Origin of the sequence: Pseudoalteromonas sp. T1lg65 (genome assembly GCF_051930985.1) — a bacterium.
GTDB lineage: Bacteria > Pseudomonadota > Gammaproteobacteria > Enterobacterales > Alteromonadaceae > Pseudoalteromonas.
Genome location: NZ_CP196838.1, coordinates 632,403 through 658,699, shown reverse-complemented (window position 1 = coordinate 658,699; position 26,297 = coordinate 632,403). Strand labels below are relative to the sequence as shown.

The window sequence follows — 26,297 nt, the reverse complement described above, 5'->3', positions numbered from 1 at the left end:
TTTGAAAACAAAACTTACAGGCACATTGGTTCGATTTTGGAGCGGCTGTGTTAACTTAACAACGGTAATGAAAAGTTTATTTGTACCCCACCAATGTTGTTATTTTTGGATGAAATTACTCCACCATGACCTTCTATTATTCTTTTGCAGATTGCTAGCCCCATACCTGTCGAGTGGTTTGTTCTATTTCTGGAGGTGTTCAATTTATACAAGGGGTCAAACATATTGTCATGAGTGGTTTGTGCTAATGGTGAGCCATCATCATCAATGGTAACTTCTAGTATGTTGTTTATGACCTTACAATCGATGTGAACTTCTACACCATCGCCACCGTGGGTTAATGCGTTACTCACGATCTCACTAAAGACTTTTTTTATTGATTCAATGTCTACATTTAACTTAGCTATCGAAGTGATTTGATGGGTTACTCTGACTTTGTCTATTGAATGGGGAATTGATGTAATAACTAAGCTATGGACTTGGTTTATTAGCGTTTGTACATCTATTTCGCTCAGAGTTAAAATTTTGTTTAGTTGGTTTGGCTCTGTCACCAGCATAAACTGATTAATTAAGGTGTTGAGTTCATTAGTCTTATTCATTAGCTTTGCGTAGCTCTCACTGACATTTTCAACAATGTTGTGTTGTAAGCATTCAATTTGTACCTTCATTACCGTCAGAGGTGTTCTTAGCTCATGTGATAGGTCCGTCAATAAGCGACGTTGCTGAGCAACTTTTTGCTGGTTGCCTATTTCTATAGACGAAGATAATGTCTGGACTTGGTGTTCTAATGTGTGTAGTAGCTCTTTCTGAGCCGCCTTGTGTTGCTTCGCAAGTGCGACAGCAAATAGCGTAACTTCTAAAAGGTAGCCGAGTTTAATTGCTGTCGACACTGATTTCACGTCAAGATAGTGGAAGGTTAGCACGCCTCCAATCGCAATAATGTTAACCAGTATCACATGGTTCAATAGGCTTAACGCAAAAATCGTGCTTCCAGGGCTTTGCTGCCTGTGTGCCCAAAAGGCGATATAGGTTAAAAATGGTGCAATTGAAAAACTTAAAATGAGATTTAGCAACACGGATTGAGTTACAAACGCAACGGGGATTAAGAGAATATAAGCCGCAATAAACGCGTTACAGCTCAGATGTAACTGCCTACTGTAACGTTTTAAACTTAAAAAGTTGCTGATAAAGAGCAGATGAAAAATAGGTACCACAGTCATTAAAAATACAGTGAAAACGGATGAAAACAAGCCTGAATCTGGCCAAAAGTATTTTATAGTGAATCCCGACATGTCGAGCACGATCAGCATAAACAGCGTAGTCCAAATGCTGTAAGAGATGTTGGTCGCATTGAAATTGAAATATAGGTTTATTACAACAAAGCCAAGAGCTGCCAATATGATGCCTACCAACGCCCCGTTAAGTATTGAACTTTTCACTATTTGTTGTTGTACGGTTTCTTGATCTAAAACCTGTAACGTGGCTTTTGTATTGGCAAAAGTCTGGTAACGAATAAGGTAGTGACTGTTACTGGACGATAACGGAACATATAGCTGGGCGGCTGGCAGGTATCGATCAGTAAAACCTGTAACAGGTGTATGCTTAGCTACAAGCGCTATTTTATCGGATGTAATTTGATAAACCTCTAACCAAGGTAGCCGCGCGAAACCAAAAGAGAGGTATCGCGCTTTGTTTAATAAAGCAGGTTCGCTTGGTATCGTTGCCCATTGATAAGGTGTTTGCGTTAGCGCCGGTTGATTGTTGTCTAGATAGTTACGCAGTTTTTGTTTGGCGGTGGCATTTAACTTAAGTTCTGCAGCCACTGTTTCAATCGTAATTGGTCCCAAACGCACCGATAAAGAAGCAGAGTCATTAGCTGTTACTACAAATGAAGTGGTAATAGCTATGAAAATTAGTATATGTGAACAAATTCTAGTTATTGTTTTCATGTTGCACTCGCTACTCTCGACGATGAGTACACTACCCTTTAAATCTGCATGAAATATGGATCAGCTAGAATCATCGCACTCTTTGCTGTCAATTATTGCAATTAGTTACCTGGGTGGGCAAATAACAAACAGATAGTGCCTTAAATATATACAAAACATCATTAAGTCATGAAACTGAAATATAAATGTAACATTGCGATGCTCTAATTCGCCGAGAAATAAAAACGTGCTTAGCTGCGCAAAATAACAGAGCAAAAATATGGTTAATCAAAATAGTTCTTCAACTCTATCCAAGGCCTTCAATTGGCTTTCAATCGCTTTTCTGGTCTACATCGTACTTGTTGCGGTAAGCACAGTCAGTGGTGGCTTTAAATTAGCTTCAGGTGGTAGTGAAGGAGCAAAAGAGATATTCGCTTTTGCAACTAACCCTTTAGTTGCACTTCTGTTAGGCGCATTGGCGACCGCGCTTGTACAGTCATCATCAACGGTGACATCAGTAATAGTTGGTTTAGTCGCAGGCGGCCTACCCATTGGTATCGCGATTCCTATGGTGATGGGGGCCAATATTGGTACGACGATCACTAATACCCTGGTTTCAATTGGTCACATTCGTAATAAAGAAGAATTCAGACGTGCTTTCTCAGCGTCCACAGTGCACGATTTCTTCAACCTACTTGCCGTAGCTATCTTTTTACCGTTGGAAATATTATTCGGTATTTTGGAAAAATTGGCTGCTAGCCTTTCACATCTGTTTATTGGTGACACCGATCTGTCATTGAAAGGGTATAATTTTATTAAACCTATCGTTAAGCCAACGGTTAACGTAGTTAAAGATGCTGTAAGCTTCCTAGATAATACGGCAGCCGGTGTTGCAATGGTTGTGGTAGGTATTTTAATGATTTTGTTTGCGGTCACCTACCTTGGAAAGCTATTGAAACAGGTGTTAGTTGGTAAAGCAAAAGAGCTACTACATAGCGCCATCGGCCGTGGTCCATTAGTGGGGATTGGTTCAGGTGCTGTAGTTACGGTAATGGTTCAATCGTCTTCAACTACAACAAGTTTAATGATCCCGTTGGCCGGAAGTGGTGTCTTTACGACTCGTCAAATTTATCCGTTCACGTTGGGCGCAAATATCGGCACGACCATTACAGCCTTACTTGCTGCAACTGCTATCACAGGAGCTGCTGCAGAAGTTGCACTCACAATTGCGTTAGTTCACGTCATGTTTAATGTCTTTGCTGTAGCATTGATTTACTCGGTTCCGGTATTACGAGAAATACCATTGACGCTTGCTGAAAAGCTTGCACACATAGGTTCAGAAAACAAGACGGCTGCACTGGGATATGTATTGGGTTCATTCTTTGTATTCCCTGGCCTGATAATGCTCGCAGTAAGATAGTCCAAATTAGTAATGTTAAAAACAGCCCACACGTTTGTGGGCTGTTTTGCTTTTAAATGACTATCTGCCGCTACCACTTTGTCATAAAAGTGTCACCTTGTATTGCGATAATGGCAACGTCATCAACATCCAATATTTAAAAATGAATCAGCAGCAATTACTATTTAGTTTTAAACAACCAGAGATTGATACCCCCTTGTTGGGAAATTATCAATTGCTTCAGCCGTATGAGCGTGCTTGTTTAAAATCAGCAGATCTAGGTTTCACTATTTGCGCATTATTATCTGATGATGCTCGCATAGGCGATAGAGTTGAGTTCGTACTTACCAAAAATGGTGAACGTAAAGCCAGCTCGAGAAGCGAAGTTATGGTTGAAGCTTGTACGAGTTTGCAAGGTATTATTACGGTTAATATGGACGATACTTTGGCCGCAGGTGACTACACCTTGCAGATAAATTTGTTGGGTCTGCATTCTCACCTAAAAAATACCGCCGTTTACGAGGTAATGTTGGCTGACCACTTTGTTGCCAAGAACGTAAGCGATAAAGTTCACAGCCCCCAATCAACCACTCTAAAAAGAGCACTGAATTCTGTAGTTTCAAGTGTGTTGTCTGTTTTTTAATTGGGGAAAGAAACCTTCCCCATAGAAAACGGTAAACTATCAGCGTTTCCTGAAATACATTCATTAGCAAGCAAGGCGAATAGCGCGGCTTCTTTAGCATCAACATCTATATCAAGTAATTCAGGACTGGTGATAGCAATATTTTGATTTAAGTGTGTTATTAACCGAGAAAGTAGATAGCGGTTATGTACGCCCCCGCCTGTCACAAATAATTCGATATGCTCAGAAAAATGGTTGAGTGTCTGTGCAATTGCAAGAGCAGTGAACTCAGTTAATGTACAGACTACATCTTGTGATGTTATGTTTTCGTTCAACTCAGCAATTAATACATCGACCATCTCGAGGTTAAATACTTCTGGCCCAGTCGTTTTTGGCATCGACTTAGCTATAAATTCATTGCTCAGTAATTTATTTAAGAGTTTAAAATTAATAGAACCTTGTCTGGCGATTTCTCCATTATTATCAAACTTTTTTCTAAAATCGCGTTTCATCACTTGATCAATAAGGGTATTCCCCGGGCCGATATCTGAGCAAATCGTTTGCTCGATGTTGCCTTTAGCTGGTAGATAGGTGAAGTTAGCAATACCTCCGATATTTAGTAAAACTCTGGCTGTTTTATTTGAGGAATAAAGCAAGTAGTCACCGTAATGTACCAGTGGAGCGCCTTCTAGTCCTTTTGCGATATGTTTTTGACGAAAATCCGAAACTGTAATTATACCCGTAGACGAGGCAATTCTGTCTGCGTCAGCGAGTTGTAAAGTAGAATGGTTAAATTGCGAATCAAATTGGTATTTAGGGGCGTGGTAAATTGTTTGTCCATGGCTTGCAATTAAATCAATCGTTTGTAAATCGACGTTCCATTCAGTGAGGGTCTGTTTAATTACGCGAGCATATAATTCACCTAACCAGCCGTTGACCTGACATAGTAACTGTAAATCTACCTGTTGCTTGAACGCGATGCCACTGAGTACAGCAAATTCTTTTTCAGTGTATTGGTAAGTGTGAAAATGTAATAACTTGAGTCTGGTATCTTTGCCGCAGCCATCTAGTTTACAAAGCGCTAGATCTAAACCATCTAGAGAAGTGCCACTCATTAACCCAAGGATAATTTTGCTGTTTTTGTTTGATATTTTGAGCAGTTTTTCAACATCATTTTTCATATGTATTAAGCTCCGGTAACGCGTTAAGCAACATCTTGTAGCTATAGTTTTTGAAATTACCAAAACCACTCAGCTGCTTGATTTTATATTTACTAAACCAAGGGCAATTAATCCCGAGTAAAAATAACAGTTTGGTTCTGGCCGTTTGACTAATACCATGTCTTTTGCAGAAATCTTCAATCACTAGCAGAGTTTGCTTTAGGTCATCTAAATCCGGCAATTCTATCTCTGTTGGTACAGTTAGCCGCAGGTTTTTTCCCTGACAAACGCTACAATGTCCACATTGTTCTGGTGCGCCTTTGTCACCAAAATAACGTGCTAATGCCTGATGATAACAGGTGTCAATTTGAAAAAAGCGCATGAGATCGGAAACTCGCTTTAACTCGCCTTGCTCTTTAATCAGCGATTGTTGATATAGCTGTTCAATAACCCTATCGCAATCGACCGAACGATAATTGACATGATAGACGCTGGTATATTTTGATGCTTTTACATCAATAAGTTGTTTAGTCTGCAGGTAATCCAACGTGTCTTTTAACTGTTGGAAGCTAATCTTTTGGTCTTGGATTTTTTCAAGGTCAATGGTTCCCCATTTTCTGGCAAATGTGATACAGGAAAACAGCGTCACTAAAAATGGCTGTTTTTGCTCAGGGAAATGGCTGAGAATTTTTTGCTGTTCATAATTCAGTGAAATTTGCAGCTCTTTAAAATAGCTATATTTGAATTCAATAAGCTTGCTAAGCTCTAGGTTAACGATGAGTGTTTTTAGGGTTACCGTCGATATATTTGTCGTTTGTGATAGCTCATAGTCGTTGCAGTGAAATTCAGTTTGTTGGTTTGCAAACAGTTGCTCTACCAGAATCGCCAAAGATGGCTTGTCTACAGTAGAAGCAAAGATATAGTTTTCTATTATCGCTCGCTTTTGGTTATTTAGTAGCGCAACACAATGGGATAGCTGCCCATCTCTCCCCGCTCTGCCTATTTCCTGGCTATACCCTTCAAGTGACTTTGGCATATCATAATGCAACACCCAGCGAATATTGGGTTTATCTACACCCATACCAAAAGCAATAGTAGCGACCACCACCATAGCATCTGATGCTAAAAATTCACTTTGAATTTTGGCTTTATCAGCTGGATTAACACCAGCATGGAAATGTTTTGCTTCAAATCCCGCGGCGTTGATCAATTTGGCTAGCGCTTCAGCCTGTTTTTGTTGTGTAACATAAATAATCCCGGCACCTGAGGCTCGTTTTAAAAACGCGAGTAAATAAGCTTCCTTATTCTGTTCTGAAACTTCAATGGCTGATAGATTGAGATTGCTGCGATAAAACCCAGTACGAACGATATTGTCAGGGGAAATGCGAAACTTATCAGCCATGTCATTAGCAACTTTGTTTGTTGCTGTAGCAGTCAGCAGTAGTACTTGTTTGATCCCTAGCTTTTCTCGATATTGGACCAATTTTTGATATTCAGGACGAAAATTATGACCCCACTCAGAAATGCAGTGAGCTTCATCTATCACCAGCATTGAAATTGCACATTGTTTTATTAGCTGCTGAGTGGATAGGTTCGCAAGTCGCTCCACGGAAATAAACAAGATCTTTAACTCGCCTCGGAGTAACTTTTTTTCGACCAGTTTTGATTGTTGATTGGTTTGCGTGCTGTCTAGGGATTCAGCGTTAATTCCAAGAGATTGTAGATAGTATTTCTGTTCATGTATTAGTGCGAGCAAAGGTGATACTACAATACATAGTCCGTCCAGCAAAAGAGCAGGAAGCTGATAGCAAAGTGATTTTCCTGCGCCAGTTGCAAAGATTGCCAGTGTACTATTTCCGGCAAGTAAGGTTTCCACAACCTGTTGTTGGCCTGGCCTTAACTGATTGTGTCCAAACACATGTTGTAGAGTATGGATTGTATCGGTAGGTAAAGTCATCCTGATCCACGTCGATATTTCTCTGTTACTTTGGCGATTGTAACAGAAATCTTCTCAATGGCTTGATTTACTTTTAGCAATTGGGCTTCGCTAAAAGCATGTTTCGCAAGCATAAAATGAATGCTGTTGTCATGAACGATATAAGAGTGTGGAACGATTTCTTGGAAGCCAGAGGTTAAAATTTTATATCGACCTGCTGAGTCATCTTCCACGGTAAAATCTACTCTGTTAATGGTGATCAATTCAAAACGGCGATTTAAGGTAGGGACTTCAACAATTTGTTCAGCAAATTTAGTAATTTTTCTGAGTTCTTTTAGTTCTTCACCATAATATGCGCCAGGGTTGATTGCGAAGGTATAACCTTCCGAGAATAGCGTGTGTAGCGTATCGTTCGCTTGGTGTTTTTTGGTCGTAAACAAGCGCATGATTTCTTTACGATATGGTTTACTGAAAAAGGCAATTTGTGCTCTTTCTTTGGTATAGCTGGCAGAAGGTAATATGTCGATAAAGCCTTTCTGTAGCTCAGTTATGCCTCTAGCCGATGAAGGGAGTTGTACAAAATCAATGCAGAGCCCTGCTTCTTTAAACACTAATTTGGTAATTTCAATGTCAATTCCATAAGGTTCTGAACGATACATAACATAAGGCGGCCAACTTGTGCCTATACCCACTTTATAGACTTGCTGCTCCATACATGGGTTAGCATAAAGGTGAGTGGTATACGATAACAAGACCAAAAATAGTATCTTTAGCACGCAATGACTCGTTAGTTCTACATAGGTTAAGTATGAATTAAACCGGCAAATTTGGTAGGTAACTTGTCGCACAGTCAAAAGTGCTGGAAAAAGCCCACTCTATACGAGCGGGCTTGTTGATGGGTATTGATTAGTTTTCTAGCGCTCGCCAGACAAGTGCTTTTCCTGGTTCTTCACCTAGTGTCCACCACTTAGCTTCATAGTTAGCACCTTTGTGTGAAACCCGATCGCCGCCAACGTAAACTTTGCCACTTTGCCAAGCTGGGTAGGCCTGTGCGCTATCTTTGACTGTCACGTTGAAGGTTTTCGACACAGCATTTTCGCCATCTGATACAGTCACAGTAACAGGAACTGTGGTGTCTGCGTTGACTTGTGAGGCAGTGATATTTACTGTACTACCAGAGCCATTCACCACGACGCCGGCTTGTGCTTGCCAATTATAAGTAAGCGTTTCACCTTCTGGGTCTGTAGCTGATACAGAAACGGAAATCGTAGCACCCTCTTGTAAAGTGACATCACTAATAGGCTCGACGATAGGCGCTTCATTTTGGCTACCCTCAGGCTTAACGGTCACCGGAATCGATTTAGTAGCGGTAAATTCACCATCGCTCACTGCAAGTGTGAGTTGATATTCTGTTACTACTTGCACTTGAGGTGCAGTAACCGTAACGGAAGACTGGTTTGCTCCATTTAATGCTAAATCTGCAGAAGCTGACCAGCTATAAGTCAATGTATCACCGTCAGGATCTGTCGCTTGGGCATCTACCGTTGCTGATTCACCAGACATCAAAGTGACTTGACCGCTAAGACCAATTACTGGTTTGCGATTTGGTAATTCACCTCCTGATAGTCCGTCATACATAGCGTTAAGGATGTCACCATTGTCAGCATCTATTTCCCATGCGAATAAGCCGCCAAGTTTATGTGTGTTTACATATTGGCCTTTTGCTTTAACACTCTTAGGGCTATCGTAAGTAAGTAGTTTGCCATTCGAGCGGTTCCAAACATAGGCAGCTTGAGCTTGTTCGTCATACCCTGCTTCGTAACCATTTACGCCAGTTCCGTTTGAACCAACTGCATTGGCTGCTATTGCTTTGTAATCCATAATGCCAGGTTGCCATACACCTTGTGACTCGCTGCCTGTAATCGGTCCGTTACCCGGTGCGGTCATTGGATTATCAGGGTTAGTCGCGTTAGCTTCAAATACGCCTTCCCAACCACGTCCGTACATCGCAACACCCATTACCAATTTAGATGGTTCTACACCTTGCTGTAGTAAAAGTTGAATTGCATTATCACCAGTGTACGCAGGTCCTTTACGAGGGTTACCTTGGTCATCATTACCGGTGCCGTTACATTCGCCAACAGAGATATGAGAACCACAATAGATACCAGTTTGATGACCTGTCACATTGTTCCAAGCACCATAAAAGTCATAAGTCATGGCAAAGATGTAGTCCATATACTGTTGAGCTGCTTGATAATCAACATCTTCAATTTTGTCATATCCAGAACCGATAGCTGATGTTAGCTCATACGTTCTGCCTGTTTCTGCCTCAAGTTCATCAAGCATTGCTCTAAGTTCTTGCATTAGCGCAATGTAAGCTGGACCGTCATTTACTGGATCACCAAGATCACCATTAGGACCATCACCACCTGGGAATTCCCAATCGATGTCGACACCATCATAGAACTTCCAAGTTTTCAGGAATTTTTTCATTGATGCTACAAACGTGTCGCGATTCGCTTTATTAGTGAAACCATGGAACGGATCTGATAATGTCCAACCACCGACAGAAGGTAGAATTTTAAGGTCTGGGTAACGTTGCTTAAGTGCCATAAGTTGGGCGTATGTACCACGAATTGGATCGGTTGTAGCAACACCGGGTAGAGACTTCTGCACTGCAGCCCAAGGATCATGAATGACAACTTCGTAATCTTGTGAATCAGCACAAGCAGTTTGTAGAGCTCGCCAACTATTGCCGTTTTCAATTTCTTTTAATGACTCGTTTTCACCACAAATTGGGATGAAGCCGTAGAGTAAATGGGATAGATTTTGTGCTGGGATCTTGGTTACATCGAAATTTCGGCCATAGATCCCCCACTCGACAAAGTACGCACCTGTAACCATGCCCGGGATCGTACCGTTGTTTTTGTTGTTAGGGTCAACATTCATTGGCAGTGGATCTAAGTGTCCACCGTCTGTATCAGCAATAACAATCGGTTTGCCTGCACTTCGGGCGCACTCTGTTCCTTCGCATAACTCTAAGTAAAGTGTATGTCTTCCAGAATTTTTGTACGGAAATTCAACGACGCCGCTCTTAGTACCCGCAGGAAGCGAACCTTCATTAACTAGCATATCGTCAAAATAGACTTTGTAGCCATCGCCGCCTGCGCCACTCCAAGCGTTCCACTTAATACTAACCATCACTTCTTCTTTGGCTTTGACTAGTTGTTTATACGAACCTCTGCCATCCAAGTTTACTTCGACAAACGAATAGTTTTGCGGTTTCCAGTCTATTGATGGTGTTGAAGGTGCAGCCAGTGCTGCAGTACTCATAAGAGATAAGCTGATTAAAGCCGTTAATTGATTTAGTTTCATAATTTTTCAACCTTTGTTGTTACATGTTGTATCCATTGATAAAGCTACGGATCTGTTAAATTTTCTTCCAAACGTCTGAACTTGGGGGTAATTCACCTAATGTCCACCACTTGGCTTCGTAAACGTTGCTTTCATAAATCACTCTGTCGCCACCAACATAGACCTTATTTTCCTGCCATTTTGGATATTCGTCGGTTGGTTTCTTTTTGATAGTGATATTGAAAGACTTGGTGGTAGTTGCTTGACCGTCGCTAACAGAAACTGACGCAGATAACGTTGTCGTTGCTGCCACTTCTGGTGCGGTTATGGTGATGGTGTGATCTTGCCCCGTGTAAGTAAGTGGAGCTGGAATTTGCCAGTTAAACGTCAACACATCTTGTTGGTCATCATCATACGCATGGACGTGAAGTTGATATTCGCTTCCTTCATCTAAGGTAAAGTCGGCAATATCATTTACTTGTGGAGGTGTATTTGGACCTGCCGGTTTCACAGTGAGAGTCCATGTGTATTCTTGGTTAGCAACGAATACAGAATTTGAGTAGATCTCATTCGGGTTAAATCGTATCTCGCCCTGGCTATTCTGAATCCCTATTTGAATTTTGTTGGCATGGGACGATATTAATTCATCAACGGTCACTTCGACCCAGTTGGATTGGTTTTCAGCTGTTATATCAGTATGGTGGTTAATGATTTCGTTACCGTTTTCGTTGAATAACCGGAACCAAACCATATCGCCTGCTTTTGCTTCTTGGCCTTGCTTTACAAAATAGCCTTTTTGGTGCCATTCGATTGGCGTAGCACTCGACTTTATAGTGATATCAGAGCAATTGTAGAACCCTTCTCCAGCGGGATCGTATCTCTGCCAACGAGTGAAAAGTGTTGCGTCACCTTCACGGCCCTGTGGAATATCTATGTTAAGGATGTAGTAACGTTTTCCATCTGGGTCGACGACAAATTCGGTGTTTCCAAACTCATTGATAAGTTCCAGATCACTCCAAGCCAAACGACTAACTGACGCGTCATATCCTGGCTTTGATAGGTAAAATTGCCAAAAACTTGGATTATGAGGGGTTGTAGCACGAAACTTAACTGATATTTGGCCTTGTGCATTCGGCTCGATAACCGTGCGCTGCCAATGCGCTGACGGAACGCTCATACCACTTTTGTTTGGATCTCCACCCGAACAAAGTGTCCCATCAGGAACTTTTTGTTTTACTGCATTGATGTCATTGTAATGCTCAACATTTTTTGCAAATTCATGTTCTTGTACGAACTGGTAATGGCCCGACTCAAGATAAGCGGCTCGACATGCCAAATTGGGGATGTTTGAGCCGTCTTTCGGCCACCAATAACCTTCTTGTGCTTGGCAAATAGCTTGCCTTGCTTTGGGGTAATCAGTGTAGCCATGAGCTGATACAGGATTTGAATACAATCCAGATGAAGCGCCGATTACAACCAAGCTACTAATTAATTTTTTCATCATGTTCTCCTCAGGTGAAGGAGAGTCGATACTCTCCTTCCACACGCATTTAGATGTTGCAGACTTTGATATAGTCGCTGCTCACTGAAGGCTGTTTATTGGACCACCACTTGGCCTCGTAAACCCCCTTTCCATCAATGATCAAATCACCTTGCTTGGCATGTGTACCTTGAGGAAATGCTGGATATACCGTGATTTCGCTTATCGGCGTACCTTTGCACTCAGTTACCGGATCAGTAGGATCGGTTCCTGGGGCTGCGATTGGTAACGCTGGATATTCACCGGCAAATGCATAACGTTTACCATCTTTTTCCACGGTAAAGTTAACCGGACCAGAAATTGGCATGTAGTACATTACTTGAGCGTTAACCGTTTCCCCCGGCCCGAATGACTTGGGAGTTCCACCCCATTCGTTCACTAATGTAATTGAGAATCGATGGAATTCATTCTCAAAACCGCCGATATTATTACCAGCAGCATTAGAACCATTCGCATCTACTGCCATGCGAAGTTTTTCGGTTGCATTCCAATTTGATTTGAAAATCGCAGAGGTGGCGACCGGAACGTCAAAGCTAATTTTTGCACCGGTCAAATCGACTTCTGAATTATTTTTAAATGAGAAAGTCGGCGCAATTGGGTAGTTGTCGTCTCCGACAGGGAAGTCTTTAGCAACAAATTCAATATCGACAGCCTTTGCTGGTAATACAAAATCTTTATTACCTTTTACCGTGGAGTAAGGCGCGCCACTTTGATTGAACTTGTTGTAAGCCAGCGTTGTAAGATCAGAGCCCATAAAGTACTCGCCTTTAGCTGCATCATAGCTAAAGTCACCGGCTAGTTCCCAGAACATGATCCCACCAAGACCTTGGTCAATTACATAGTTAACCTTGGTTGCCATGGATTCTTCGTCTTCAATCGACAAGAACACGTCTTTTTCCGCATTCCATAACCATGGCGCGACTGCTACAGAGTCATAGTGACGTGCGTACGTACCGTTTAGTTTGTGATCAGGATTATTAACCGGGTCAAGTCCATACTGTGTAACATAACTACCGACGACACCTTGCTGTAAGTTTTTAACATGCCAAAGCGGGTTGGAGCCAGCTGGCACCTCTTGTCCTGAATCGTTTTTGTCGTGCCACAGATTGTCTATACCAATTGCGCCGTTACCACATTTATTCTTGTCACCGCTACCTGTGCCAGGAGGACAATTAGCTTGATCCGGTGCGGCAGCCTCTCCCCACAGGCCATTAGTGCCACCTTGAACATTTCTGAAACCACGGGTGTAATAGGGGATACCAATATTGATGCGTCCTGCTGAAATTGAGCCTCTGAAGTATTTTACTGCCCAATCAGTATTTAAATAGCCAATCCCTTCAAACTCTTTAGTGCCATATACATTCCATTGCTTCAGCTCTGAATCTTCGCCTGTGTCATAAAGTGCGGCGTTATGACCAACGTGTTGGTTCCAGGCTCCGTGCAAGTCATAGGACATAATGTTGACGTAGTCTAAGTATTTTGTAACTTGGAACGTTTCCATGCCACGAAGCAAATAGCCAGATGATGGGGAAGCAATTGTCAGCATGTAATGTGTATCATCTTGTTGCCCTGCGACATCAAGCGCTTCGCGTAGTTTTTTCATTAACACTTGATAAGACGCATTGAGTGCAGCACGACGAGGATTAGATATCGCAAAATCATCCGGATGACCAGAATCTTTCATTGATGATGGATATTCGTAATCGATATCGACACCGTCAAAGCCATATTTTCGGATAAACTCTACAGAACTTGCAACAAATGCATCGATACCTGCGTGGTTTACACTGCCATCAGCGTTAGTTGTCATGGTGTAGAATCCACCACTATTAACACGTGAGCCATCAGGGCCAAAGAAGCCACCGGTTTCTGCCCAACCACCCACTGATATCAGAGTTTTTACATCGGGGTGTTGCTTTTTAAACTTGTTTAGAAGGTTGAAGTGACCGGTGTAAGGTAAGCTTGGATCCATCTCTGCGCCTGACACGCCAGGCCAAGTCATATTCGTTGCAGGGTTGTTTTCTTGTGCTGGGTTGCCAATCGAGATCTTGTTATTTGCGTTTACATGGGCAAAAGCATAATTAATGTGTGTAATTTTGTCCCACGGAATATCTTTGACTAGGTAGCTTGGTTGGCCATTTTTACCATTTCTCCAACTAGTAAAGTAGCCAATCACTCGACGTGGATGATCAGTCGCCATGACTTCACGGCCATTTTCATCATAAACATCACAGTAATTCGGTTGTACGCCCGGTGTTTGATATAGTCCTTCAGGCGCACAATTAGCGCCAACTGGCGGCTGTTCAATCACTTCAACAAGCACTTTGGCTTCAGCACTCGCTCCTTCGTTATCGGTTACTACGAGTTTAATCTCCGCGTTACCCAGTTGAGTTGGTGTCCAGACATGATCTATTGGACCTTTATCAGCTTGTAAAACTCGCTCTGCGTTTACGTAAAGTTCTAATTTTGTAACCGTTCCGTCTGGGTCACTGCCATCAATTTGAATTGTAACCGGTTGGTTAACTGTCACCCTACTTGAACCGGATAATGTTAAATTTGGTACCGGAAGTTTATTGCCTGTTTGTTCAACGATGATATTAGATGACAGCGATTCTGAGCGGGCCGATTCGTTGTCTGTAGCAATCGCACTTACTACGTGGTTTCCAGCAGTTGACGTCCACGTAAACTCATATTTATTGCCCGTAGGAGTTGTATCAATGCCGATAGAGTTACCATTTACAAAGAACTCTACTTGAGTGACGTCGCCATCTTCATCCGTTGCATTGACCGAAATGACAACGCTGTCATTTTCATTAAATTGACTACCTTCTTGTGGCTGAAAGCTATCCAGTTTAGGTGGTTTATTATTGACAACGCTGTCACAATCGCCCAATTTTAACCAGACATCCCACGGTCCAGAATGCGTGGCTGGATCTTGTTGTGTCCACCACTTCGCTTCATAAGCGACTTTGTCCTTTTGTACCTTGTTTGTTGCAACGTAAGTTGAACTTGCATCCCACTCTGCTAAGGGAGAACAATCATAAGCATATGATGTTCCTGAAATAATTGCGGCCAGAACTGGTGTTAGTTTAGCCATTTTTAGGTTCTTTACATGTTGTATCATAAGGAGGTTCTCCAACCAAATATTGTAATATGTTAACAATAACAACATAAAACTAACACAATGTGGGGATAAGGCAACCGTAGATTTGTATGAAATCTAGTCTCTTAAGATGAAGAAATGGTACTTTTTTTGATTTCTTCGCTATACGAATTGACAAAATAACAAAAAATTCACTTTTTTCGAATTACCTAAAATCGAGTTATTCATTAAAAAACAATAAATAAGAATTATGTTAAGATACGAGAGTGTATCTGAGATTATTTATATAGAATTGATTAGTATATATTTGTTTGTTTAAGTTATAAAAAAGCCTGATTTGGTCCTATTAATAGCGCAAAATTGACTGTTTACGTAAGCTTCATCGTCACCTCAAAGGCACTAATTATTAACTCTTTAAGACATCAGGCTAGTGCATGTTAAAGGAGAATTAGCTATCTAAATTTTTGGCTCTATATGTGGAATGACTTGCGGGAAAGAGCCGTACGAAAAGTAACTTAAACATTATGAACACTCAGACTTAGACCGAATAATACGCTAAAGATCAGGAAAATGCTTTTTCGTTACTCGACGACTATCCGAGACAACCTGACATGCAGCTGGTATATCCATGGATGCTACAGTAGATGGAACAAATATTTTGAGCAACGCCTATCCGCTGTACCAGTTTCGCCGAAATGCACATTGATAATGGCTCCATTTACTAGGGCCTGTTGTTCTTTCAAGTGACAGCAAATACTTTTGTTACAACTGTCACATCGCCAATGCTGGAAGTAAGATTTGGTAATGGTGTACATGACACCTAGATTCTATATGATTCGAACAGCGTAACCTTTGTTCCGTTTCAGCAAAGCCAGATTCTAAGTGATTTAGCGTTTAACCGCGTGTTAGTAGAATATGTGATTAGGTACCTGCATGATAGGTACCTAATAACCAAAGTATTAATTATCTTTACAAAGACTTAGCTAATATTTGCAGTGGATGTTTTAGTTTAACGTTATCGAATCTTTTGACCTGACAGCGACATGAAAACCCTGTCGCGAGAAGCGAATCAGATGACTTTGAATTAACATGCTGCTGCCAACTACTTTGATATAAGGCAGTTGAATGTATTTGGTTTTGTACTTCGTGGCCGTAGGTTCCAGCCATTCCACAACATCCAGTATTAAGTGGTTTAAGATCGATTGCCAACTCAGAAAATATTTTTTGCCAGACTGATTTTCCTTCTGGCATGTTTGTTGATTCTGTGCAATGGCTCAGCAGTTCAAAGGATTGCTGTTGACTACTTTTACTAGAATATCTTTGCCAATCTAGTTTTGCTAACCACTCATGTACAACAAGTACTTCAAATTCACCTCTAGCGTCACCAAGAATATCTGAATATTCGTCACGGAAACAAAGTACTAGTGAAGCGTCAACGCCGACCATAGGTCTGTCATATTCGGCAATTTTTGCTAAAAAGTTAGCGGTAGTTTTCGCAGTCGATTTAAACTCTTTTAGGAACCCTTTAACATGCTGTGGTTTACCGTTAGGTTTAAATGGGAGTAATTGAGGATGGAAACCAAGCTTTCTAATTAGCTCGATGAAATCTAATAGTAATTCAGACTCATAGAATGAAGTGAATGGGTCTTGGACAATAAATACGGCTTTTTCTTTTGTCTGTTTGTCCAATGTTGAAAAACGTTTTTCGTCATAGATATACTGTTGATCTACAATGCTTAAAAGTTGAATTTTACTCAATTTAGGTGCGTCTACAAAACCAATAACGTTATGCATAGCGTATTTTGTGATCCCCAAGTTTTGAATAAAATTAATTATGTTGGGAAATCGAGATGCGAGTGGAAGTACGGACTCGACACCAGCAACCAAATAATCCTTTAAAGGACGATTATATTTGCTGTAGTAAAAGTTTAAAAACTTAGCTCTAAAAGTCGGAACATCAACTTTTATCGGGCATGCCGTTGTACAAGCTTTGCAAGCTAGACAGCTATCCATCGAAGCCTTAACTTCATGGGAGTAATCGTAATCTGATTTTTTGAGTGTATTTAAAAATCTTTCCCACCAAGTAGTATCGTTTTCGCCATTAATGAGTTGTTTTTCTATGGTGACCAAATCAACACCTGCGTTTCCTTGTAGTCTTAGCCATTCTTTAAAAAGGCTTGCCCTACCCTTGGGAGAATTCCTTCTATCATTGGTTACTTTATAGGAAGGACACATTGGTGAAGTTGACTCATAGTTAAAACACAGTCCGTTTCCATTGCAGTTGACTGGTGCTTCATAACTCGCTTTTACTTCAACATTGATTTGCTTGTCGAACCAAGCTCTTTTTTTACCATCGACAGAAACTAACTCATCATTAGAGTCTATCGGTGTACATATTTTTCCTGGGTTTAATCGGTTATTGCGATCAAATACTGCTTTAATTCGGCGCAGTTCTGTAAATAGTTCGTCACCAAAGAATTCTGGACCATATTCACTACGGTAACCTTTACCGTGCTCACCCCACATTAACCCGTTGTATTTAGCGGTTAACTTTACAACCTGATCTGAAATCGTGCGCAGTAATTTTTCTTGTTCTGGATCACACATATCTAGGGCTGGGCGAACATGTAAAACTCCAGCATCGACATGGCCAAACATACCATATTCAAGTTGATGCTCATCAAGCAGCGCTCTAAACTCCATGATAAAATCGGCTAAATTTTCTGGCGGAACCGCGGTGTCTTCGGCAAACGCTATGGGCTTTTTTGTGCCTTTAGTGTTGCCTAACAGCCCAACTGACTTCTTACGCATGGCATAAATCTTAAGTATCTCATCCTTACTGCTGGTAAGTTGATAGCCGATAATGCCCGCCTCGCCTTTTGCCTGCAATTCATCTAAACGAGCACATAGGTATTGTACCTTTTCAGTTATTTCTTGTTCCGATTCGCCATTAAACTCAACCATGTTTAGGCCAAGCATCTGCTGGTTGGGTACGTCGGTTATTAAGTCCGATACTGAATGCCAAATAATGTCTTCTTTCGCCAAATTAAGTACTTTACTGTCAACTGTTTCTACCGAAGTCGCATTGGCGGAGACTAAGAAAGGGCTATTTCTTAGGGCTGATTCAAAAGAATCGTATTTTATGTTTATGAGAGTTTTAAATGGTTGAATTTTGGTCAGATTTAGTTTTGCTTCAGTTACTATTCCGAGCGAGCCTTCTGAACCTGTAATGATCCGTGAGAGATCAAACGTCGCCATTTGTTCGTCAAATACATTTTCTAGATCATAACCGGTAAGGAAGCGGTTAAGTCTTGGAAACTTCTCTTTAATAAGTGAGCGTTTACTTTGGCAAACGTTGAGCGCAGTTTTATACAGTGAGCCCACTCTTGAGTCTTGCTCCGAAAGTAACTGCGCTTTTTCAAGAGGTAATCTTGAGGTGTTTAATTCTGTACCATCAACCAAGAAAGTCTGTAAACCGAGAACATGATCACTGGTTTTACCATAAACTAAAGAACCTTGACCGGATGCATCGGTATTAATCATGCCGCCAATGGTTGCACGGTTACTGGTAGACAAATCAGGGGAAAAGAAATATCCGTAAGGTTTTAAAAAATCGTTAAGCTGATCTTTTATTACGCCAGCTTGAACTCTTACCCAACCTTCTTGCTCGTTAATCTCTATAATGTTTCGCATATATCGAGAAAGATCAATGACAACACCGGGTGTTAGTGATTGACCGTTAGTCCCAGTGCCACCGCCTCGTGGGCCAAACGTCAATGACAAAAAGGGATCTTGCTGAGCAATTTGAAGACAGACTTGTACGTCTTTATTTGTTTTTGGAAATAGAACTGCTTGTGGGATCTCTTGGTAAACACTGTTGTCGGTTGAGGTGACCAAGCGAGTTGCATAGCTGAAGTCTATGTCTCCTTCAAAACCACATTCTATTAGTTTCTGTTTGTATTGATTTATAAGCTCGTTTGCAGAATCCTGCTGACTAATTTTTGCGATCATAACGGTAGAGATTGCTAACTTTGTGCTGATTGTAACATGAACTCTAAGCGGGAAACGTGAGAAATTTATGCTTTGTTACAATCTGAAATAGTTTATTTAGTGTAGATATTTATACTGAGATTTGAAGGAGGAAGTTTATATGAAATATTTTTATAACACACTTGGTGCATTTTTATGTCTTCTGGCGTTGGTATTTGTTGTTGTACCAGGCCCATCAATCATATTTTTGCTCGGTGCATTGTTATGTTTTTCGATACACAATCCTGGCGCGAGAAAATATCTGAAACGCTGTCAGATTATGTTAAAAAGCACCTGTGAGGCATTAGATAAAAGATTAGGTCGATAAAAAAAGCCCCAACACTCGTCGGGGCTTTTTTTTATTTGTTGAATTTTTCAGCTAAGTAAAGCCATGTTTCTAAAACGGTATCTGGATTTAGAGACACCGAATCAATACCTTGCTCAACTAACCAAGCAGCAAAGTCTTCGTGATCTGAAGGACCTTGACCACAGATCCCAACATACTTACCTTTTGCTTTGGCTGTTTGAATTGCCATTGATAGTAATTTCTTAATTGCTGGATTTCGCTCGTCAAACAAGTGGGCAATTAGACCAGAATCACGGTCAAGACCAAGCGTTAGCTGAGTTAAGTCGTTTGATCCGATAGAGAAACCGTCAAAGTACTCTAAAAATTCTTCAGCTAATAGCGCATTTGATGGTAACTCGCACATCATAATAACTCGAAGGCCATTTTCACCGCGTTTGAGTCCATGCTGATCAAGCAATTCGATTACTTGTGCTGCTTCTTCTAATGTACGAACAAATGGGATCATGATTTCTATATTGGTAAGACCCATTTCATTACGAACTCGCTTAATTGCTTCACACTCTAGTGCGAAGCACTCGCGAAAGTCTTCCGAAATATAGCGTGATGCGCCACGGAAACCAATCATTGGGTTTTCTTCTTCCGGCTCGTATTGCTGTCCACCAACTAGGTTCGCGTATTCGTTTGATTTGAAATCAGACATGCGAACAATGACTTTTTCTGGCGCGAAAGAAGCACCTAACGTCGCGATACCTTCAACAAGCTTGCTGATATAGAATTCAACTGGTGAATCATAACCAGCAATGAGGTCGGTGATTTCCGCTTGAAGCTGTGCAGATTGCTTATCGAAATGAAGCAATGCTTTAGGATGAATACCAATCATGCGATTAATAATAAACTCAAGACGTGCAAGTCCGATCCCTGCGTGTGGTAATCTAGCAAAGTCAAATGCGCGGTCTGGGTTACCAACGTTCATCATAATCTTCATTGGTAATTCAGGCATGCTGTCTATTCGAGAAGAGATGACTTCGTACTCAAGCTGTCCTTCGTAGATAAAACCAGTGTCACCTTCTGCGCATGAAACGGTAACTTCGACGCCGTTTTTAATCAGATCAGTTGCGTTGCCGCAACCGACTACCGCTGGAATGCCTAGCTCACGTGCAATAATGGCCGCGTGACAAGTTCGGCCACCGCGGTTTGTTACGATAGCTGATGCACGCTTCATGATAGGTTCCCAGTCAGGATCAGTCATGTCGGTAACGAGTACATCGCCTTGTTGCACAGCATCCATCTGGTCGATTGATTCTAATACTCTTACCACACCAGAACCGATTTTGTGCCCGATTGCTCTACCTTCCGCTATCACTGAAGAACGTTGTTTTAGTTGGAAACGTTCCATCACGTTGGCATCTTCGTTTGAACGAACAGTTTCTGGACGAGCCTGTACGATGTATAGCTTGCCGTCGTTGCCATCTTTTGCCCACTCGATATCCATCGGACGGCCATAGTGCTTTTCAATGATCACTGCTTGTTTCGCAAGTTCTTCTACTTCAGCATCTGTTATAGAAAATTGATTAGATGCAGACTGCTCAACGTCAACGATTTCCACTTGCTTACCGTGAGATTCATCAGCAGAGTAAATCATCTGTACGGCTTTGGAACCGATATTTCTTTTCAGAACTGAAGGACGCCCAGCAGCAAGGGTTGGTTTATGAACATAAAACTCGTCTGGGTTTACAGCGCCTTGTACGACCATTTCACCTAAACCGTAGCTCGACGTGACAAATACGACGTCTTCGAAGCCAGACTCTGTATCTATTGAGAACATAACGCCTGAGGAAGCTTTATCAGAGCGCACCATTCTCTGAATACCAGCCGACAGTGCTACACCTCTATGGTCATAACCTTGATGTACTCGATATGAAATTGCACGGTCGTTAAACAGTGAAGCAAATACGTGTTTAATCGCTACCATTACGGCTTCAATACCACGTACGTTTAAAAATGTCTCTTGCTGGCCTGCGAATGATGCATCTGGCATGTCTTCTGCTGTTGCTGAAGATCTTACTGCGAATGATACGTCTTGGTTTTGGTCGCCGTGAAGTGAAGCGTATGCTTCTCGAATGGCTTTATCTAAGGCTGGTTGGAAAGGTGTATCGATTACCCATTGTCTAATTTGGGCGCCAACTCTTGCGAGCTCATTGACATCGTCAACGTCGAGAGAGTCAAGAATTGTGTGGATTTTTTCATTGAGGCCTGATTGCTCTAGGAACTCATTAAAGGCATCAGCGGTTGTTGCGAATCCACCTGGCACTTGTACACCAGCGTTAGCAAGGTTAGATATCATTTCACCTAGAGAAGCGTTTTTACCACCAACTCGAGGTACATCTTGCATACCCAACTCTTGATACCAGAGAACGTAGTCTTGCACGGAACTGTCTCCAAAACAAATTGTATTAAATGTGAGAGAAAATTTGACCTTTGTATGGGGTCACGGGCATTCTACAACGGTAAGACTGCTTTCGTAAACCGCGATAGCTTATTTTCAACAAATTCTGAATAACTGATATATTTATGAGAACAGCATTTTATATTTCCGATGGTACGGCCATCACCTCTGAAGTGTTTGGCCATGCAACGCTTTCAATGTTTCCTGTAGAGTTCACTCACAACACCATCCCTTTTGTTGAAACGGTTGAAAAAGCAGAAGAAATTAAAACATTGATTGATTCAACATATACGCTGAGTGGTGAGAAACCTTTGGTTTTCTTTACTTTTGTAAACCCAGAATTGTCCGATATTATTTTGTCATCCCAAGGCGTTTGCTATGACTTTTTGTCTTATGCAAGTGAAATCGTGAAACGCGAATTAAAAGTCGCCCCTGTTCCAAAAATGCATCGAACTCACAGTATTCACGAGTCTAGCTATGATTTTCGAATTGATGCGGTGAACTATGCGCTAGCTAATGATGATGGTGCGAACATTAAAGACTATGATAGCGCAGATATAATTTTGGTGGGTGTCAGTCGAAGCGGTAAGACACCAACAAGCTTGTATTTGGCGCTACAATATGGAATTAAAGCCGCTAACTATCCAATGACTGAAGATGATTTAGAATCTGGCAATTTTCCAAAATGCTTATTGCCGCATAAACATAAAATATTTGGCTTAACTATCGATCCTGAAAGGCTTTCAGCGATAAGGCAAGGAAGAATGGCCAACTCAAAATACGCATCAATTAGGCAGTGCAGAATTGAGGTAAGAGAAGTTGAAATGATATTTAAGAAACACAAAACGCCTTATTTGAACAGCACGCGTTACTCAGTAGAAGAAATATCTGCAAAAATAATCGCTGAAACAGGACTTAAACGCCATAAATATTAACAGTTAAGGTGGCTAACGCCACCTTACTGAAAGCAATTAACTCTTTGCTCTTGCATCTTTGAGCAAATCTGCAACCAAGAAACCGAGCTCCAGAACTTGGTCCGCATTTAGTCTCGGGTCGCACTGCGTTCTGTAGCGTTGTGATAAGTCTTCGTCAGACAGACCATAAGCTCCACCGGTACATTCGGTTACGTGCTGCCCTGTCATTTCCAAGTGCACTCCACCAGGATAACTACCTTCTGCTTTATGAACTGCGAAGAACTGGCTAATTTCACGAAGTATATTGTTAAAACTACGTGTTTTATAGCCTGTGCTCGCTTTTTCGGTATTACCATGCATCGGATCAGATGACCAAATTACTTTTCTACCTTCGTCTTGAACTCGGCGAACCAAGCTTGGCAGTTTCTCTGGCAGAACATCAGCGCCCATACGAGTGATCAAGGTTAACCGCCCAGGAATGTTGTCAGGGTTTAACGCATCGATCAGCTGTATAAGTTCATCGTCCTTCATTCCAGGGCCAACTTTAACACCTATCGGATTCTTAATACCTTTGAAAAACTCGATATGCGCATGATCCAACTGCCTTGTTCTTTCCCCAATCCATACAAAATGAGAAGAACAATCGTACCAATCACCGCTTAAGTGGTCACGTCTTGTTAACGCTTCTTCATAACCTAGTAATAAGGCCTCATGAGAAGTATAGAGCTCGGTTTCTTTCAAGCTTGGTGCAACGTTAGAATCGACACCACATACTTCCATAAATTCAAGCGCTTCTTGAATTCGTTCTGCGAGTTGCTGAAAGCGATCTTTGAGCGGGTTAGCAGCTACAAAACTCATATTCCAGCGGTTTACTTGATGTAAATCAGCCAAACCACCTTGAGCAAACGCTCTTAAGAGGTTTAATGTTGCAGCACTATGATGGTAGGCTTTCATCAGACGCTGTGGATCGGGTATTCTAGCTTCTTCAGTAAATTCAAAACTATTAATGATATCACCACGATAAGATGGCAGCGTTACGCCATCAATGGTTTCATAGTCCGAAGAGCGCGGCTTTGCATACTGACCAGCCATTCTAGCAATCTTTACAACAGGGCACTTACCGCCATAGGTCAAAACAACAGCCATTTGTAAAAGCGTTTTGAATGTGTCTCTGATACTTGCTGCACTAAAGTCGGAGAATGACTCTGCACAATCACCGCCTTGTAGTATAAATGCTTTTCCCTCACATACTGCTGCAAGGCTTTTATGAAGACTTCGAGTTTCTTCTGCAAAAACCAAGGGCGGTGCGGCATTTAGTTCTTTTTGCACTTGCTCTAATTTTGTTAAATCTGGGTATTCTGGTTGCTGGACTATAGGTTTAGTTCTCCAGCTATTTGGGCTCCAATCAGCCATTATTATTTCCTCATTCCAATCGTGTTACCACTAACGAACAGTAACCTAATAGAATAACTGCTTCAAGCGTTAATTACCTTTTAAAAGAACACATCATACAACATTGATTTAAACGTGATAGCACATATCGGAAAGTTGAAAGAAATTAACCAGATTACAGCTCTGTTTTCGCTATTGATACAGATTCGCAAGTTCATGACGAAGTGCCGTGATACTTTAAAACGCTACCCGTTGTGTTCATTAATAAATTAAGACTAGCTAAGATACGTTTAGTCGGTAATAACTATTTACAAGGTTGCTTTGGCCGTGTGGCTGCTAAACCATATTTTACATGCCTTGTTACATCGGCATGTTCAATTCACTTGGCTGTTTTTTGTTTTGCAAGCAACCTACTGCAAGATGTAGGAGCTTTAAACTTTGATGTAACTTACCTGTAATGATTTGCTCGCGACTTTATTTTCAATTTACAAAGATCAAGCATTACTTCTACCCTTCTTTACTATTCACAACTTTAATAAAACATTTATCAATCATGGTACTTTGATGCCGAATTTGGGAGGAGACTATCACATTATCTGCGAATAAGAGTTTTGAGAGCGTATATACTTACACAATTACGAGACTCTTTTAAATTAATGAAAAGATTTAGTTCAACATCAAGGCATCGATCGGCTACGACAAATGTCAACACCGATGTAAATGGACTAAATTGCATTATTGGGCAGGACAATTTCATTAATTGCATTTACGGTTAAGCATCTACACACTCGCTGCAACCATTCACTCAGTCCTGACAATTTTATTTTCAAATTCGCCGAATTTTGATTAGCAGCTCTCATGAAACTTACTTTTGTCTTTTGGTAATTAGGTTGTTTAAAACTCATAATACTTGAACTCAAATTTATGAGTTTTTGCACACTCTTATATAACCAGCTACAAATGGGAGAACCTCACAATAGCTGGATTAGAATTTGACTTTATCTACAAGTCAAATTGTCTCTGGTTATTAAACTAAGGCGAAGCTAAGAATATGTAGAAGCCTTGCAACTAGTAAGCACTAACTAATGTTAAATACGCTTACCTAGCCTAATCACATTGAATTTCAATTTACTTCTTTTAGTTTGATAACTATAATATATACTGAGAACACATCATACTTATTAGCCTCTATATAGTACGATGTGTTCTTTACCTAACAATTACCAAAAAGACAGACTATGAATAAATTTTCCATCCGTTCCACGTTTGACCTAATGTACGAACAAATTAATCTTTTAGTTGATGACATTAAAAAATCCGATGTCATCAACTCCACATTTTTTGAGCTTCCAAAAATATCTAAAAGTGATGAACATAAAGCACCTAAAAGTATTGAGGTTAAAAAAATTACAGGTCAAAAAGCGATAGATAAGTGTTGCGAGGCATACTTAGATATGTTTCTAAACAACAAACAAAGTGGAAAGGTCGCTCAACGTTATCCTGGGTTATTATTAATAAATGATAACGGTGAACAGATCCAAAAAAGACTTCAAGCGGTAAACAAAGCAAAATTGGATTTTAAGAATCTTATTTTGGAGATAGGTAATTCAGATGCTCGGTTTGAAGCTGTTCATAACGCCATTCCAAATCTAATTACATTAGCTGCATATCGTAAGATTCACAGTGAATCTGACTCTCCCTACTCTGTTCGTTTCACTTGGATGAAAAAACACGCTACTCAGACGTTATCGAAAGAAGCTGCAATGCAGATGTTGAATCGCTCTTCATCTTATTCTAATCCAAGAATGATTGATCAAAGTAAGTGGTTGGCACTCGTTGAAAATGAAAAGTATCGATTATCTAGTCTAAAAGAAAATAGCAGACTAAGAATACGTCGTCCTACTCGGGTAACTCCAGAGGTAAACATACGATACACAGCACAAAACAGGTATCATGTCAGTGCAGCTTTACCTTTCATATTACTTAACCCAAATAGTGAAATTAAGCTCGGCGATTTAAGCAATTATAATTCAGAAACAACTGACCCTAGAAAGCGTGACTATAAATATTTAGTTGAGAGAATTTATCTAGAACAGGTTGACTAGTTATCAAGGTGAGAAAAAACTATGTATTTGTGTAAGTGTATTTATGTTAAATTGGCCTA

14 protein-coding genes are annotated in these 26,297 nt (G+C 40.9%); 4 read left to right on the top strand and 10 right to left on the bottom strand.

Features of this window, described 5'->3' with window-relative positions; genetic code table 11:
* Positions 1-50: 50 nt before the first annotated feature.
* On the bottom strand, positions 51-1,949 hold the full coding sequence (locus tag ACSLBF_RS19960; protein WP_440056390.1) for a sensor histidine kinase: 1,899 nt from the start codon (positions 1,947-1,949) through the stop codon (positions 51-53).
* Between the two features lie 259 nt (positions 1,950-2,208).
* Between ACSLBF_RS19960 and ACSLBF_RS19955 the strand changes: the two genes are divergently transcribed.
* Together ACSLBF_RS19955 and ACSLBF_RS19950 are read left to right on the top strand one after the other, a co-directional pair.
* Complete coding sequence (locus tag ACSLBF_RS19955) at positions 2,209-3,348, top strand: Na/Pi symporter (protein WP_440056389.1); 1,140 nt, start codon at positions 2,209-2,211, stop codon at positions 3,346-3,348.
* Between the two features lie 97 nt (positions 3,349-3,445).
* Positions 3,446-3,970, top strand: a complete 525-nt coding sequence (locus tag ACSLBF_RS19950) for a hypothetical protein (RefSeq protein WP_440056388.1) — start codon at positions 3,446-3,448, stop codon at positions 3,968-3,970.
* Here ACSLBF_RS19950 and ACSLBF_RS19945 read toward each other — a convergent pair.
* The 8 genes from ACSLBF_RS19945 to ppsA form a co-directional block, all read right to left on the bottom strand.
* The gene (locus tag ACSLBF_RS19945) at positions 3,967-5,130 is read right to left on the bottom strand and encodes an anhydro-N-acetylmuramic acid kinase (protein ID WP_440056387.1); all 1,164 of its coding nucleotides are present in this window, start codon (positions 5,128-5,130) and stop codon (positions 3,967-3,969) included. The two genes, ACSLBF_RS19950 and ACSLBF_RS19945, sit on opposite strands and share 4 nt — an antisense overlap.
* Positions 5,120-7,066 (bottom strand): RecQ family ATP-dependent DNA helicase, encoded by a 1,947-nt coding sequence (locus tag ACSLBF_RS19940; protein WP_440056386.1) that lies wholly within the window; start codon positions 7,064-7,066, stop codon positions 5,120-5,122. The genes ACSLBF_RS19945 and ACSLBF_RS19940 overlap by 11 nt, the downstream gene beginning before the upstream one ends.
* Positions 7,063-7,821: a substrate-binding periplasmic protein gene (locus ACSLBF_RS19935; protein WP_440056384.1), complete on the bottom strand. Its 759-nt coding sequence runs from the start codon at positions 7,819-7,821 to the stop codon at positions 7,063-7,065. The genes ACSLBF_RS19940 and ACSLBF_RS19935 overlap by 4 nt, the downstream gene beginning before the upstream one ends.
* 130 nt (positions 7,822-7,951) lie before the next feature.
* On the bottom strand, positions 7,952-10,423 hold the full coding sequence (locus tag ACSLBF_RS19930) for a glycosyl hydrolase family 18 protein (protein WP_440056383.1): 2,472 nt from the start codon (positions 10,421-10,423) through the stop codon (positions 7,952-7,954).
* Positions 10,424-10,478: 55 nt separating this feature from the next.
* Positions 10,479-11,906: a lytic polysaccharide monooxygenase gene (locus ACSLBF_RS19925; protein ID WP_440056382.1), complete on the bottom strand. Its 1,428-nt coding sequence runs from the start codon at positions 11,904-11,906 to the stop codon at positions 10,479-10,481.
* Between the two features lie 46 nt (positions 11,907-11,952).
* Positions 11,953-15,066 (bottom strand): glycosyl hydrolase family 18 protein, encoded by a 3,114-nt coding sequence (locus ACSLBF_RS19920; protein ID WP_440056381.1) that lies wholly within the window; start codon positions 15,064-15,066, stop codon positions 11,953-11,955.
* A 948-nt stretch (positions 15,067-16,014) separates the two neighbouring features.
* On the bottom strand, positions 16,015-19,056 hold the full coding sequence (gene ydiJ / locus ACSLBF_RS19915; protein ID WP_440056380.1) for a D-2-hydroxyglutarate dehydrogenase YdiJ: 3,042 nt from the start codon (positions 19,054-19,056) through the stop codon (positions 16,015-16,017).
* A gap of 377 nt (positions 19,057-19,433) precedes the next feature.
* Positions 19,434-21,809, bottom strand: a complete 2,376-nt coding sequence (gene ppsA, locus ACSLBF_RS19910; RefSeq protein ID WP_440056379.1) for a phosphoenolpyruvate synthase — start codon at positions 21,807-21,809, stop codon at positions 19,434-19,436.
* Positions 21,810-21,952: 143 nt separating this feature from the next.
* Between ppsA and ppsR the strand changes: the two genes are divergently transcribed.
* Positions 21,953-22,762, top strand: a complete 810-nt coding sequence (ppsR, locus tag ACSLBF_RS19905) for a posphoenolpyruvate synthetase regulatory kinase/phosphorylase PpsR (RefSeq protein ID WP_440056378.1) — start codon at positions 21,953-21,955, stop codon at positions 22,760-22,762.
* 36 nt (positions 22,763-22,798) lie between these two features.
* Here ppsR and ACSLBF_RS19900 read toward each other — a convergent pair whose 3' ends face one another.
* Entirely contained in the window at positions 22,799-24,154 is a 1,356-nt protein-coding gene (locus ACSLBF_RS19900) for a class II 3-deoxy-7-phosphoheptulonate synthase (RefSeq protein WP_440056377.1), read from the bottom strand.
* Positions 24,155-25,371: 1,217 nt separating this feature from the next.
* On the opposite strand from ACSLBF_RS19900, the gene ACSLBF_RS19895 reads away from it, so the two are divergent.
* Complete coding sequence (locus ACSLBF_RS19895) at positions 25,372-26,238, top strand: DNA replication terminus site-binding protein (protein WP_440056376.1); 867 nt, start codon at positions 25,372-25,374, stop codon at positions 26,236-26,238.
* Positions 26,239-26,297: the final 59 nt, after the last annotated feature.